At 38.2% G+C, this 15,622-nt stretch carries 6 protein-coding genes; 2 read left to right on the top strand and 4 right to left on the bottom strand.

Annotated elements, in window-relative coordinates; genetic code table 11:
• Nucleotides 1-16: 16 nt before the first annotated feature.
• From ACRD69_RS04065 to ACRD69_RS04055, 3 genes are read right to left on the bottom strand one after another with little or no spacing between them, the layout of a single operon-like run.
• The gene (locus ACRD69_RS04065) at nt 17-3,058 is read right to left on the bottom strand and encodes a SusC/RagA family TonB-linked outer membrane protein (RefSeq protein ID WP_430813785.1); all 3,042 of its coding nucleotides are present in this window, start codon (nt 3,056-3,058) and stop codon (nt 17-19) included.
• Nucleotides 3,059-3,091: 33 nt separating this feature from the next.
• Nucleotides 3,092-4,930: a RagB/SusD family nutrient uptake outer membrane protein gene (locus ACRD69_RS04060; RefSeq protein WP_430813784.1), complete on the bottom strand. Its 1,839-nt coding sequence runs from the start codon at nt 4,928-4,930 to the stop codon at nt 3,092-3,094.
• Nucleotides 4,931-4,978: 48 nt separating this feature from the next.
• Nucleotides 4,979-8,107: a SusC/RagA family TonB-linked outer membrane protein gene (locus ACRD69_RS04055; protein WP_430813783.1), complete on the bottom strand. Its 3,129-nt coding sequence runs from the start codon at nt 8,105-8,107 to the stop codon at nt 4,979-4,981.
• A gap of 367 nt (nt 8,108-8,474) precedes the next feature.
• Here ACRD69_RS04055 and ACRD69_RS04050 point away from each other — a divergent pair, with 367 nt between their 5' ends.
• Together ACRD69_RS04050 and ACRD69_RS04045 are read left to right on the top strand one after the other, a co-directional pair.
• The gene (locus ACRD69_RS04050; RefSeq protein ID WP_430813782.1) at nt 8,475-12,512 is read left to right on the top strand and encodes a hybrid sensor histidine kinase/response regulator transcription factor; all 4,038 of its coding nucleotides are present in this window, start codon (nt 8,475-8,477) and stop codon (nt 12,510-12,512) included.
• Between the two features lie 238 nt (nt 12,513-12,750).
• The gene (locus ACRD69_RS04045; protein WP_489685664.1) at nt 12,751-14,109 is read left to right on the top strand and encodes a transposase; all 1,359 of its coding nucleotides are present in this window, start codon (nt 12,751-12,753) and stop codon (nt 14,107-14,109) included.
• A gap of 241 nt (nt 14,110-14,350) precedes the next feature.
• Here the strand turns inward: ACRD69_RS04045 and ACRD69_RS04040 are convergent, their stop codons facing one another.
• Nucleotides 14,351-15,619 (bottom strand): L-rhamnose isomerase, encoded by a 1,269-nt coding sequence (locus tag ACRD69_RS04040; protein ID WP_430813780.1) that lies wholly within the window; start codon nt 15,617-15,619, stop codon nt 14,351-14,353.
• Nucleotides 15,620-15,622: the final 3 nt, after the last annotated feature.

The raw sequence follows: 15,622 nt of genomic DNA, 5'->3' as shown, positions 1-15,622 counted from the left end.
TATGAAGTAAGTTGAATTAGAATGTCGTTCTCAAACCAAGAGTGAATGCTCTGAGTTGAGGAATTCCTGAGGTATTCAATTGCTGAATATCTTTACTTTCTCCTATTCTCAATAAATTAGCAGCAGACAGATTCACACTTATATTATTCATTTTTAATTTTTCACAGATATCTTTGCTGAATTCATAAGTAAGCTGTAAACGCCTTATATCGAAGTAACTATTGTTGTACATCCAAAAAGTTGATGGTCTGTAGTTATGATTATCCGTTCCGGCTGTTAATCGAGGATATGTGGCCATTCCGGCTGTTTCTGGTGTCCAGCGCCCTAATACAACATCAGAGTACTTATCATTACCATCAACCCAATAGTAGTTACCCGATTTAATGGCTTCACCACCAGATTGACCTGTTCCTAATGCATACAAGCTAAATCCCTTATAGCTTACTTTTAAATTTAAGCCATATGTCCAAGGGTTACCTGACAAACCAACCTGTGTCCGGTCGTTATCATCAATTATTTCATCATCGTTTTGATTCACATATTTAATATCGCCAGGCCTAACAGAACCGTAAGCTGGCACAGGTAATCCTGCATTTAAGATATAATTCCCATTATCATCTATGGTAAAATCATTTTCGGAATAAAAACCATCTGCACTAAGAGCAAATAGGCGATTAGCAGCTTCCCCTTCAATATTCTGATAGTCAAATTGGTTTATTTCATCGCGTTTTGTGGCAAGCACTTCACTATACATTACATTACCTCCCATGAGGATATCAAAATCACCAAAAGTCTTTTTATATTCTGCCCCAATTTCAAATCCATTATATGTATTCTCATTATAATTAGTGTAAGGCCTTAATTCATTATAGTACGAGGGATATTCCGTATTAAGGAAAGTAAGCAAATTGCTCATCTTTGTATTAAAATAATTAAACTCCAGCCACAAAGAGTTGAAAAGATAACTTTCAAATCCAAGGTTGATATCCAATCGTTCTTCAAAAGTCATTGTATTGTTCGCTATGCGAGCTATCTTTTGACGTACGTTTGATGAGGCGCCATCATCCCAGGCAAAGCCCCCGTCATTTGCGTAAGTCTCAGCATACATATAATATGAACCAATCCCCATGTCAGATTTTGTAAGCCCGGCTGTTGCCTTTAGCTTTAGATAATCAATGAAACCGAGGCCATCCATAAAACCCTCTTCACTTATTACGTATGCTAAACCTCCTGTTGGAGAAAAGCCAGTACGATTGCCTTCGGGTAATTTAATAGAATACAAATAAGCACCACTGAAATCAGCGTATAGTTTATCTTTAAAATTATACGAAAACTGAACGCCTAAATGTGAGTCTCTATCAGTTTGTACTTTTCCATCCGTCGAAATAGAACTCGTATACCCTAGTATACTTGCGTTAATATGATGATCAGTTGCTATTGTTTTATCATAGTTTAATAAACCATAAAAGCCTAATCTACTTGTAAAGGTTCCTCTTGACACATTCTCTGTCAGATCTTTTTGATCAGGCTCACCGTAAGCCGTCAAAGCTACAATAGAGTTATCTACCCAGGTGGGTTCATAAACCCTGTATTTATTTCTCATAAACAGATTATAAGAATCATAAAAATCAAAGCTTAGATATGTTTTAGCCGACAGGCCATCTGTTAGCATACTCAAATCAAAATCGATGGCATTATTAAATTGAGAGTAACGATACATCACATTATTACGACCACCGGCAATGGCATCTGCTATTGGAGCATTCCCCTGATAAACCTGGGAAGTACCGAGAATCATACCATCATATTTTTCGGCTGCTTCAAGCTGATTGGCCAAAACTGGATTACCTTCAACATCAATCATTGAAATAGGCAATAACGGCGTGTAAGCGTTAGGCTTTAAGGTACCGGCCTGATCCAGCACATTGGTTGAAGATGATTTATTCGAGTTAATAATTGCTACTGCATCAATACTACTTTTAATAAATTTATTAACCTTAAAATCCATATTACCTCTTACATTAAAGCGGTTTGCTCCACGATTGGCTTCTGGATTTAAGTTGACCATAGACTGTTCATAACTCCAACCCATATTTACATAGTATTGAGCTTTATCATTACCTCCTGAAAACTCAGAAGTAATATTAGCCGTATTGGCAAAAGAGCGTAGATACTCATCTGAGTACAGGTCAACATCAGGATAACGGTATGGATTACTGCCACTTCTATAGTTGGCAATTTCATCAGCCTCATAATAGGGTAGTTCATTACCATCATTCGCCCAAGCTTCATTGTACATGTCCATATAGTCGGCTGAATTAAGATAATTAGGTGTTGATATAGGCGTTCTGGCAGCGTATCTGACATTAACCTTTGCACTTTTACTATTCACTTTACCTCGCTTGGTATTAATCACTATCACTCCATTCTTGGCCCGACTCCCATATAATGCCACCGCATTCGCATCTTTGAGTACAGTTATCTGCTCAACCTCTTCCAGGTTCAACATATTAGGATCGCGCCCTATAATTCCATCAATAACAAAAAGGGCCGCACCCAATCCTCTAATGTTAGCAGAACCTTTTACTCCCAACGCTAAGCCTTCAATATAGTCTCTCACCCATTGGGTATTGTCATACACAATACGCTTATCAACATCTACAACAGAAGTTGCGCCCACCATAGCTCTTCTGGTGGTATTTGACACCCCCAACTTCAACTCATCTCCTTCCGAGGCCATAAATAAAGAGGCATTTAATACCAGTTTTGAGGGTAAAAAGGAAGCAACTATCAATTTGGAGTCAAAACCTTCTTTCTCTATGTTTAGGATAACATTAGCTGGTACTTCTATTTGAAACTTTCCATCGAGGTCTGATATAGCCGATTTGCCCTTGGGTGCATAAATCTTAACTCCATTGATAGGTTCATCCTCCTCATCCACAATTATTGATGAAACAGTAATACTATTAGCTTTATTTTGTGCGATTGTGCTATCGGCGAAACTAAAAATAGCGACACATCCTATCAAAATAAGTTTATATAATATTTTATTCTTCATTTTTGATTTTTTAAAAAATTAAAACTAATGGTATTACCATCCAGGATTTTGAGGGAAACCTTCATACATTTGTGTCTGATCGGGCGAAAATGGCAACCAATAATGTTGTGGATATTCACAAACCCTATCCTTAAGAACACTCTCAGTGAAAATGGTATGATCTTTATCAAAATCCAGGGCCGTTTTAATTCTCTGTTCCGGAAGATGAGCAATTACCCATCGACGAATATCTAACCATCGATGTATTTCAAAGCACATCTCTACACTACGCTCCCTCCTCAGTTCATCCATAAACTTTTGGTAATCGGCGACAATAGAGTTGGGAACTGCAGGTACATCTTGAGATTCCCATGCCCTGTCGCGCATCATGTTAATGACATCTAAAGCAGAGAGGTCATTACTTAAACCTGTAACGCCCGACTGTACTACCGGACTTTCTCTCGCTGCAAGCAATGCCTCAGCATACATTAAATAAACATCGGTGAGCCTCATTTTAATCCACATTGGGGTTGATTCAGCAAACCTGTTGGCATCCCATTTAGTGGCATACGTTGGGAAGTATTTCTTAAAGAGATAACCGGTATGAGAACCTGAATAGGTACGGTGTGTACCTCCATTATAGAGCTGGGCATACATATGTTTTGCATCTGCTCCTGTTAGCGTTTTATCTGAAAGTTTATCACCATCAATGATAATCCATTTGTAGAACCTGGGATCCCTACCCTCAAAAGGCTTGCTATTATTGTAGGTTGGGACACCATGCTCACCACTTAAATCATCTTTAATAGAAAGACCGTTAGCCATTCCAAAATTGTTATGGATGAAGTTATGTGTAGGACTAATACAATTACTATTACTGGTGTATTGTGCATCTGCCAGAGTAGCAGCTAAATTGACTGAAACAGCCCAAAAATTACCTCCTGAATTGATAAAAATTGACTCTGTACTACCTGGTAAGCTACGTGCAGTAGGGACTTTCCAAAACACCTCTTCATACCTATCAAAAGGCACCAGGTCATAAACTCCTTGTTCGTCCAACTTCAGCACCTCTGCAAAAGCCTTAACAGCCTCTTCACACAATTCCTTATCATAATCGTATGTGTTGGTAGTTCCTTTCATTAATGGACTGGCAGCCACTAACAAGTTCTTTCCCTTAAAGGCATATGCTGCTCCCTTGGTTGCCCTGCCTTTATTATCGCCAAGGGTTTTTTGTCCAAACGGTTCATTATCCCAATCTATTGGTAAAAGGTCTGCCGCCCGTTGAAAATCTTCATCTACTTTTAAGGCTGTTTCTTTGTATGTATCTGGGCGAACCAGATTGTAATCATCGGTTAACACCTTGTCGATGTATGGGAAACGCCCCCAGTATTGCATGATCTCAAAATGGAATAATGCCCTGAAGAAATAGGCTTGCCCCAAAAGTACACTGCGTTCTTCAATGGTGGCATCCACCATTTTATCAATATTTTCAATAACGAGATTGGCCTTACGAATACCCATAAGGCTGCCATCCCAAACACCAGGCCTATGAGTTGTATCAAAATTATTAGCAGAGTTCCATCCATTAAAGAAAAAACCGACACTTGTAGCCCAACAGGTACTTAATCGTCCATTATCAAACTGACGACTTTGATACCACCACTCATTCATCCAACCATCATCGCCATGTAAGAAGTCCAACTTACCACCACAATTGGCCTTGTAAACAAGCATGGCATACATCTCCTCAACAAATCCCTGGGCATGGTCAAAATCTTTAAATACTTCGTCCACAGTTAAATTAGACTCAGGTGCTTTATCCAGATAATCCTCACACGAGGAGAGTGAAAAAAGCACTAGTAAAAACATTGATTTTATTATATTTATTTTCATTTCTTTATTTTTACATTCGTGGATTATATCTCGTATTATTGATTCTTTTTAAAATGTGACATTTAATCCAAAATTGATTCTTTTCATAGTAGGGTATTGTCCTACCTTATAGCTGTATTGAACATTGTTATCATCTTGGTTATATTCTCTGTCATCAGGTAACTTAGTCCACAGAAAAAGGTTATTCCCGTTAACAAAAAGACGAAGTGCATCCAGCCCAATTTTCTTACTGAAACTTTTCGGAACGTCATAGGATAACTCCAATGTCTTTAATCGTACAAGTGAAGCATCATAGTAATAAGAACGGGGGTCGTTGCCAGGGCCGGAGTTTAAAGACCATGGCTCTAGCGCATATTCAGCATCCGGGTTATCTACTGACCAGTAGTCCTTCATGTGCTCAAAATACACCGGCATCTTTGCCTCGAATGTAAGAGTTTCATACAGTCGTGTGGCATTTTGTGCCCCATAGAACTGCGCCATTAGGTTAAACCCTTTATAACCTACACCTGCTGTAAGCGACCATGTTTTTTGTGGACGAATAGGGTAGCCAAAAGGAACAATATCGTAGTAATCGTCATAGTTACCGTCACTGTTATAATCCGCCAAGTCATAATACCCAGGCCGGCGGGCTTCCTGATAAAGGTTGAGCGGAGTGGACATATAAACATCGTCCCAACTGCGCATAATATCTCCAGGAATAGCTGATCTGGACTGCCCAATTGGATAGCCTTCTGCCTTCTGGTAAGCTGGTTTGAGCATGGGGTCATCACCGAAGGTAACCTCATCTCTGGCATCAGTATAATTAAAATCTGCCCAAAGATTCAGGTCATTATTAAATCGATGATTGAAACCAAGTAACAGTTCATAACCACGTACCTCAACAGAACCACTGTTGGCATCAGGTCGTGATCTGGAACCAAATAAATCAGGAATAGCCCGTGCACCACCAGGAATAAGGATGTCGTCGCGATCTTCCATAAAATAATCAAAATCTATCGAGAACATATTTCTGAATACAGAGACTTCAAAACCAATATTAGATTTCACAGCCGTTTCCCAATGCAGATCAGGATTACCCACCACGTCCTCTCTGTACCATAGATATGGCGATTGCCCCTGTACATCATTTGATTGCAAGTAAGCATAGCCTCCACTTGCCCATTGTGTCATGTATTTCCAACGCCCCGCAAAATTATCATCACCCACAAGTCCATAAGAACCTTTTATCTTTAACTTGTCAAGCCATTCAAATCCGCTCATAAAAGATTCATTTGAAACCATCCAGCCTAATGCTGCCGATGGAAATAACTCAAAGCGATATTCTGATCCAAATTTTTCAGAACCATTATAAGCACCATTGACATCCAGAAAATAACGTGTATCATAATTGTAGGTAACACGCCCTACCCAATCTTCACGAAACCGGGGAAACATGCCTCCTACAGCAAATTCTTCCCGTTTAAATAAGAATAATGCAGTGGTATTATGTACTTCAGAAAAAGTGCGGTTGTAATTTAAATATAGCTCATAATTAAGCCTTCGCAATCGACTATGACTATTTACATTAGAAGCACTGAGAGTCCATGGATTAACGACAAAGTCAAAATCGTTAATACCAGGCTTCGTATGTATAACTTCATTTCCATTGCTGTCATAGTATCTGTATATGACATTATCATATCCATCATGCAAGTTTTGCACACTTATCATGCTATTATCATAAGATAAGCGACCTTTAAAACTTAAACCTCTTGTTATAAAATCCAGCTTTTGGTCCAACACAAAATCGGTATTCATCTGGAATTTAGTATTCTTTTGGTAACCAGATGAGCTCATTAACACCACAGGATTCTTGTGTATCCATGTATCAGCCTCAGTCCTTCCATAGTACCCATCAGGATAAACAGGTGTATAAATAGAAGGGGGTAGAATGTAAATACTGGAAAGTATTCTATGCCAGTCACCGGAAGTTTTTTGCTGAAAAGCAAGAAAACCAGAAAGGTTAACTGAAAACTTGGTCGTTTTGCTAATTTCAAAATCCAGGTTACTACGGTAGTTAAAGCGGTCATAGGTATTCTCAGGCACATAACCTTTACCATTGGGATTTCCCGAAGCATTGAATAAATCACCAACTGATTGGTAGGCCAGACTACCAAAATACTTGGCAAAATCCGACCCCCCTCTTACAGTAAGGTTAACCCGATAATCCATCGCATAATCTTTCAATACAACATCCTCCCAATCAACATTGGGATACATATAACCCTCCTCTACTGATGATGGGCTACGATATTTTGTTAAGATTTCATAAGGAACAATATCGTTCCAGGAGGTGGGTTCCATGGCCAACTCCCGCGTAATGGCTTCATTGGCTATATTTATACCGTCAAAGGAATCCATCTTTTGGGGGAGTTTAGAGTAAAACTTTGTGGTAGCATTGGCCGAAAGGGAAAGTGTTGCTTTACCTGTTTGCCCTCGCTTAGTGGTAATCATAATTACACCATTTGCACCCTTTACACCAAATACCGCTGTAGCGGAAGCATCCTTTAGTACCGACATCTGCTCTATTTCATTCATGTCAATGTCGCTCATAGGGCGCTCAATACCATCCACAAGAATAAGAGGTTGCCCTCCTCCATTCCAGGAACTTTGACCTCTAATGAATATCTGTGGATCACCCTCTCCAGGCATACCACTGGTAGATAGTGTTGTTACTCCTGGTAAACGTCCTTGAAGCGCCTCCCCAACATTTGTAACTCCACCGGCTTGCATCAAATCATCACCTTTGACCTGAGCAATAGCACCAACGACACTTTCTTTCTTTTGAATACCATACCCCACAACAACAACATCCTCAAGACCAATGGCATCTGCAAGCAATACAACATCTATTACTTTTTGGTTGCCAATCATAATTTCTTGACTTTTCATACCTATAAAAGAGAAAACAAGAGTTTGTGCAGAACTCGCTTTTATTGAATAGTTGCCATCAATGTCTGATATGGTACCTTGAACTGTTCCTTTCAACAAAATTGTTGCACCAGGTATTGCTTCGCCCCCTGAATCTGTCACTTTACCTGATATATAGCCATTCTGAGCTATTATAGGAATATTAATTAAACAAAAAAGAAGCATAACTATTAACTTCTTATTCTTGCCAAACACTGATCTTTTCATCTAAGATTTGAATTTAAATTGTTGTTATAAATGACCTTTTTATTATCAAAAAGCCAGACCAAATAAACTGTAAATTCTGATGATGCAAATAAGTCATAAAAAGAAAAAGAAGATGTGTTAAAATTCGTTTTTTATGTTTGAAAATTGTTTTTTTTGACCACAACAACACTTATTACACCACTCATATTTAAAACCATAAAAAGAATAAAGCAAAGCTACAACACTAGTAAAATAAAGAGTTTTAGAAGCATTAGCTATTTTGACTTGCTGTATAAAATGTTTTAAAAACAGTACTTTTATGATTTCAAAAACAAATAAATGTATTTTTACAAAACTTGATTAATAATTACAATTAGTACTCCTCTATATGGATTTGATTAGCATACGCTACACTTCAATAATTAAAGCTCTACTGGTTTTATTCTTATTTACTTTTACCTCCCACATATTATCCAAGAACATTCTTGACGAGAATTTTTCATACCTCGACAGAAAAGATGGGCTGCCCAACAGCTACATCATTTCTGCTCTTCAAGACTACAAAGGATACTTATGGTTTGGCACAGAAGAAGGACTTTGCAAATATAACGGGTATGAGTTTGTGACCTACCGCAGTGATGATGGAAAAGATAATGGTCTGCGCTACCATCAAATCACTTGTCTTTACGAAGCCCCCGATAGTACATTATGGCTTGGCGTATGGTCCGATGGCTTGTACCGGTATGATAGAGAGAATGATAAGTTTGTGCTAGTAAAAACTCACTCTGAAGAAAAATTAATCAATCGATATATCAGGGATATCTACAAAGACTCCTACGAGAACATCTGGGTGAGTTACACTGGTGAACTTTGTCGTGTCGATTCAACTGGTTATAAACATATATTCCCTGAAAATGAAACCGAATTTAGCGCCAGTGCAGTTGTTCAGTTAGATGACAACTCCTTGCTTGTCGCCGCCCAGGAGCACCTTTACCTTTATGATTATAATAATAATAAACTTAGCCTATTCAACTCTCCCGCTTATGGGAATATTAACCACATCTTTGAATACGATGATCAGACCCTTTGGTTGTGTGCCAGGCACGGTATTTTCACGCTCAACAAAAAGAGTAAAAAAATACAGCCATTATATTTAGGACTTGACAATCAGCAGGACTTGAATATTCAATTTGCCATAAGAAGTAGAATGGGTGATGTTTGGTTGGGAGGAAAGCAGCTCATCAAGTATTCCGAGATTAAGGCAGGCTTAGATTTCACACCTAAAGTGGAGATATTTTCCGGAAATTCTTTTACATGTGGTGCTAGCGGAAGTCAAAATAAACTTTGGTTTGGCACTTTCAATAGCGGAATATGCATATATTCTGAAACAACCTTCCAAACGATTAAACACGCCAAAATAAACAACTACCTTCAGGAAACAAGTTCGCGCGTGGAAGGCTTATCCATAGATGATTCTGGAATTTGGACAGTTGGAACATGGAACAATGGCCTATTAGCCTTTGATAAAAACCAGAAACCCGTAAGCATTGGATCTCTATTTAAAAACGCAGAAAAATTAGAAGATATCTCTATACTATCTATAACGGAGGGAAAGAATGGAGATATATGGGTTGGTGGCGGTTATTCAACCTTAGCTAGAATCGAAACGAAAGCAAAGAAAGTACACTATTATGAAATCGACAATTATAAATTTCTAGCGGAAAGAGTAGTAAGTGACATAGAATTAGGAAATGATGATCAAGTATGGTTTAGTTCTACTAATGAGATTTTCTCAATGGCCCCCGAAACAGAAAAAATAACCCAGTATCAACCCCAATTTATACCTTCTATCGTAAATATTGAGCAAACCAGAAAAGGGGAGGTGTATGTCCTCTCATCACTTAATGGTTTATACAAAAAAAACGAGAATAACTATTTTGAGCATATCAGCAACACTCGTTATCCCAACCTGCCAGAGTATCGTTATAAAACTCTTTTTGTTGATTCCAAAGACAAGCTATGGGTGGGTACTGAATTCAATGGTTTATTTTGCTACGAAAGTGAAACAGATTCTTTTATTCAATATTCAACAGAGCAAGGCTTCCCCTCCAATAACATTCTCTCTATAGAAGAAGATAATGACAACAATTTATGGTTGACCTCAAAATTGGGTATTTCAAAATTAAACCACTCTAGTGGAGAGATAAGCAACCACACTCTATCAGACATGCTGAACAATAGCGAATTTCTGGATAACAGTTCTTATAAGACCGAAGATGGACAAATAATTTTTGGTAAAATAGATGGAATTGTTGCATTCGACCCCAATGTGGTAAAGAATTTTAAAACTCAATTGCCTTTATATATTGAGAACGTAGCGGTTAACAATGGCGCAGTAACACACGACAATAATAATACTATAATAAAGTCAGCTATTTTAAATGGCACTCCCATAGAATTAAAGTATAATGAAAACACCATAAGTATTGATTATTCTACCCTCAATTACTCCAGAATACGTAAAAGTCAGTATGCCTACAAACTAATTGGCCTGGATAATGACTTCCAACACGTTGGAGAACTCAATCAAGTTACTTATACAAAACTTCCTCCTGGAAAATATACATTTAAGGTAATTGCCACTAACAACGAAAATATATGGTCTGAAGATAGTGCTGAGTTTTCGTTTATCATTAAACGACCGCCTTGGTTGAGCTGGTGGGCTTATACCCTATATGTCCTAATTATTTTAGCCATCACCTACTTATCACGACTCTTTATTCTCCATGAGCAAAAGATGAAAAATGCTTTAGCGTTAGAACGACTTAAGAAAGAACAAAACGAAAAATTAACCCAGCTGAAAGTCAATTTTTTTACTAATATTTCGCATGAGTTTAAAACACCTCTTACGCTTATTATTTCTCCAATACGAGAGATTATGGCCGACCACCACCTGCATGGTAACTCAGGCATAAAGAAGAAGTTAAACAAGATTCACAATAACTCAAACCGTTTATTGAACTTAGTTAATCAACTCATCGATTTCAGACGAATGGAGCAGGACATACTTCCGCTCTATAAAGAAAATGCTGACATTGTCCAAAGCGTTGCTTATACAGTTGAACTCTTCTCAGACTTTGCTAAACAAAAAGGTATTAATTTACAGTTTAAATCTGAGATGAATACTTGTGTGGCTTATTTTGACAAAGATAAAATTGAAAAAATCGTTAATAACATTATTCATAATGCCTTAAAATATACAAACAAAGGAGGACAAGTTTTCACTTACCTAAAAATTGAAAACACCAACATCAAAATAATCATTAGAGACACTGGTTCTGGCATGACAAGTGAAACAATCAGTAAAATAACAGCCCGCTTTGTAAGAGGATCAGGCACTGAACATATCGATGGTTCAGGCATAGGCATTGCCTATGCTAAACGTTTGATCGAAATTCATGGTGGCAGTTTTGAGATAAATAGTGAAGAAGGTGTGGGTACAGAAGCACTCCTCACTTTCCCTTTTGAGGAGCCCAATAGCCAGCTGCAAGAACACACAATCATGGGGCGACCACAGGGCTTGCAAGGGCACAGCATCTTGCCGTTAAGCGATAGCCATACGCCTTTTGAGCAAAAAACATCTTTTAAGGAGAACACACCTCATTTACTCATTGTTGAGGATGATGATGAACTACGCGATTACCTGTCATCTCTATTGCAAGAGAATTACAATGTGCATAGTGCTATTAATGGACGAGAAGGTCTAAAAATGGCTAATGACAATGATTACGACCTCATTATTAGTGATGTTATGATGCCAGAAATGAATGGCATAGAGCTGTGTAGAAAGCTTAAATCGAACATAAACACCTGTCATATATCCATCATTCTATTGACGGCGAAATCTGACATTGAGAGTCAATTAGAAGGTTATAAAACAGGGGCTGACAATTATGTTAGTAAGCCTTTTGTTCCAGAGAGTTTGTTTGCCATTATTAATAACACTTTAACAATAAGACAAAACATCAAAAAACGGAATGCATCATTAGAAACAACCGACTCAGAAGAGGTGAATGATACCCCTATCGCAATGCATCCAAGAGATAAAGAATTTATAGAAAAAGTGACTTATATCATCTCTGAGAATCTGGCTAACAAAGATTACGGTGTGGTTTCTCTGAGTCGAGAAATGGGGTTAAGCCAATCTAGTCTTTACAAAAAATTTAAAGCTCTCATCGGAATCTCGTACAAAGAATACACCCAAAAAATAAGATTTAATAAAGCTGTAGAATTTCTAAAACAAGATGAATTATCAATTTCAGAAATTGCCTATAAATTAGGCTTTAGTTCGCAATCCAACTTCTCTACTGCTTTCAAAAAACATGTTGGTAATACCCCTAAAGAATACAAAGAGAAAAATCGTTAAAACAAAATATATCCAGATGACGAAGCCAGTAATATGCAGTCCATTCCCCCAAACAGACTTTATATGTAATTCAAATAGATACCCAGTCGAAAGCTTACGGGGTATCTATTTGAATAGGGATATTCAGAAGTTGATTTACATCTTTGATAATTAGATAATTATCACTATCTTAAAAGTATAACAAAACCCCGAAAACAGGCACTTTTGCCATAAATCGGGGTTTACTTTTTTTCTCTTAGTGATAAAATTACAAAGTATTCCAGAATTTCAGGCTCATCATCCACTTTTTTCTATTGAAGATAATTTCCAGCTTGTCTACAATCAATTTCTTGCTACTTCATTAGGCAAAATTTACCAAGCCATCCCATGGGATGAGCTAGTTGATTCATTCGGCATCACTGAAAGTAAAATGGGGCCAGACTGTATATTTAGCCCCCAAGGTAAACTAGCTTTAATGTTTCTAAAGAACTATGCCTGCTGTTCAGATGAACGTTTAATGGAGCAGTTAAACTCCAATATCCATTACCAGCTATTTTGTCGTTTACTGCTCGGCATTGGAGAACAAATCAATAATTTTAAAATCATTAGTCAAATACGATGCGAGCTGTCAGCCAAGTTGGATATTGACAAAGTACAAAAGTGTTTAGCCAAGCATTGGCTGCCTTATATGGAAGAGTTAGATCAGGTTGTCACTGATGCCACCTGTTACGAAAGCAGCTTACGTTTTCCAACCGATCAGAAGTTGCTATGGGAAGCTACTGATTGGTGCCAGAATCAGTTGAAGCTACTTTGCTCATATGGCAAACAAGCCATGCCTCGTAGCAAGTATAATAAGTGGAAACAGCGCTATTGGAACTATAGTCGTAAACGTCGGAAGTCGAAAAAAGAACGCACTGCTATTACCAGGGGATTATTGAAATTGCTTAAAAAACTTCTGGAAGAACTGGTTGTCATGCTTAAGCAGCTGGATGTTCAAATGCCTGAAAGATATTATACTCAATACGCTATCATTGAAAAAGTATTGAAGCAGCAAAGCTATAGGTTTGCAACGGGCAAATCACCAGAAGACCGGATTGTCAGTCTTTCAAAAAGCTATATTCGGCCCATTGTCAGAGGTAAAGAAACGAAAGCTGTAGAGTTCGGTGCCAAGGTCAATAAAATACAAATTAATGGCATCAGTTTTATTGAGCACCTTAGTTTTGATGCCTTTAATGAAGGAACTCATTTTAAGTCATCGGTATACTTTGCTCAATCATTGACTCATACAAAAGTAAAGATCATTGGTGCAGATGCTATTTATGCTACCAATGCTAACCGAAGGTTTGCCTCCTTTAACAATATCCGAACTGATTTTGTGAGAAAAGGACGGGCTGGCAAACACGAACATCACCGTAAGCAATTGGCAGCACAAATTAAAAAGGAGCGGGCAACACGCCTGGAAGGTAGTTTTGGAAAGGATAAGCAACATTATTACTTGAATCGAATTAAAGCCCGAAAAAAAGACACTGAGACTCTCTGGATATTCATGGGCATCCATGTTGGCAATGCCCTTGAAATAGGCAGACGAATGCAGAATCAAGCAATCATAGCAGCCTAAATCAATTATCGAAAATAAATTTCATTAATGAGATCGGTATGCCCTTTCGTGACTGATATTCGTCTATTTACAGCAATAATATAGTTATGAAAAACAAATGAGGCTGACCAATCACGATTAACCTCATATTTTTTATTTTAGCGGCACTTCTGAAATCGCCTGAATATACATCTTTGCTATTATGCCCCAAAAGGCTGGAAATATGATCCGAGAGATCCCGAATAGCCATATTCGCCCGGATTTATCGCCTACTCAATATGTTTTTTTCATATTCCTGAATTTCCGCGATATAATCATCTCCTGCAGGAACATTGTTTTTCAGGCAGAAATAATCCCATATGGCACCAAATGGCATAGATTTGGCTTCTTCCATCTTGGCTAGTTTTTCGAAGTTTTTCCCTTTTTCTTCGTAGGATCGTATTTCATCGCTTGGATTTAGCAAAGCCATAAGAATCGCCTTTTGTGCAGCACGTGTACCCACAACATAGGCACCAATGCGGTTTAGGCTGCCATCAAAGAAATCGAGCCCAATGTTTACTTTATCGAGTTTGTCAGCCCAAACGATCTCTTCAAATAAATTACGTACTTCATCACTGAGTGTTACAACATGATCACTGTCCCAACGAATTGGACGGGTAACATGGAACAATAGTTCGGGAATAAATTGAAAAACTGCTGATACTTTATCCGACACCTGCTCGGTTGGGTGGAAGTGACCAATATCGAGACATAGCATCATCTTTTTATCTACGGCATAACCCAAATAGAATTCATGCGATCCTACAGTAAAAGCTTCCACTCCAATACCAAAAAGTTTAGCCTCAACAGCATCGGCCATATATTCGGGATTTTGCGGCTCAGCCAGAATCTGATCTAACGAATCTTTTAAAAAGGCACGGTGCTTAAAGCGATTAACGGTCACATCCTTCGAACCATCTGGAATCCAAATATTATGCACACATCTGCTCCCCAATTCCTTTCCAATATAAGCAGCTATTTTACGGCATTGTTTGACGTGCTGAATCCAGAAATCACGGGTTTCTTTGTTCAGATCAGATAAGGTATAACCCGATTCTGATTTAGGGTGCGAATAAAGCGTACAGTTAAAATCCATCCCTATATTTTGCTTTTTGGCCCATTCAACCCAACTTTCAAAATGTTCGGGCCCGAACTGATCGCGTTCAACCAAGCCCTTGCTGAAATCGCCATAAATAGAGTGAAGGTTTAAACGATGATTTCCAGGCAAGAGTGAAAACACTTTTTCAAGGTCCTGGCGCACCTCACCCATATTCCGTGATTTTCCCGGAAAATTTCCGGTTGCCTGAATACCTCCTCCGGAAAGCTCAGCGCCATCGTATTCTAATCCACCCCCATCATCGGTTTGCCAACAATGTAAGGAGATGGCTATTTTTTGCATTTGCGTTAATATTTGATCTGTATCAATTCCTGCTTCAGCATACTGTTCTTTTGCCAGGGAATACATTTGCTCTATTTGTCTGGTATTTTTCATTCG

The organism is Carboxylicivirga agarovorans (assembly GCF_050589845.1).
In the GTDB taxonomy this organism is placed as follows: Bacteria; Bacteroidota; Bacteroidia; order Bacteroidales; family Marinilabiliaceae; genus Carboxylicivirga; species Carboxylicivirga agarovorans.
The sequence above is the reverse complement of the archived record's forward strand: the minus strand, read 5'-3'. Positions and strand labels throughout refer to the sequence as shown.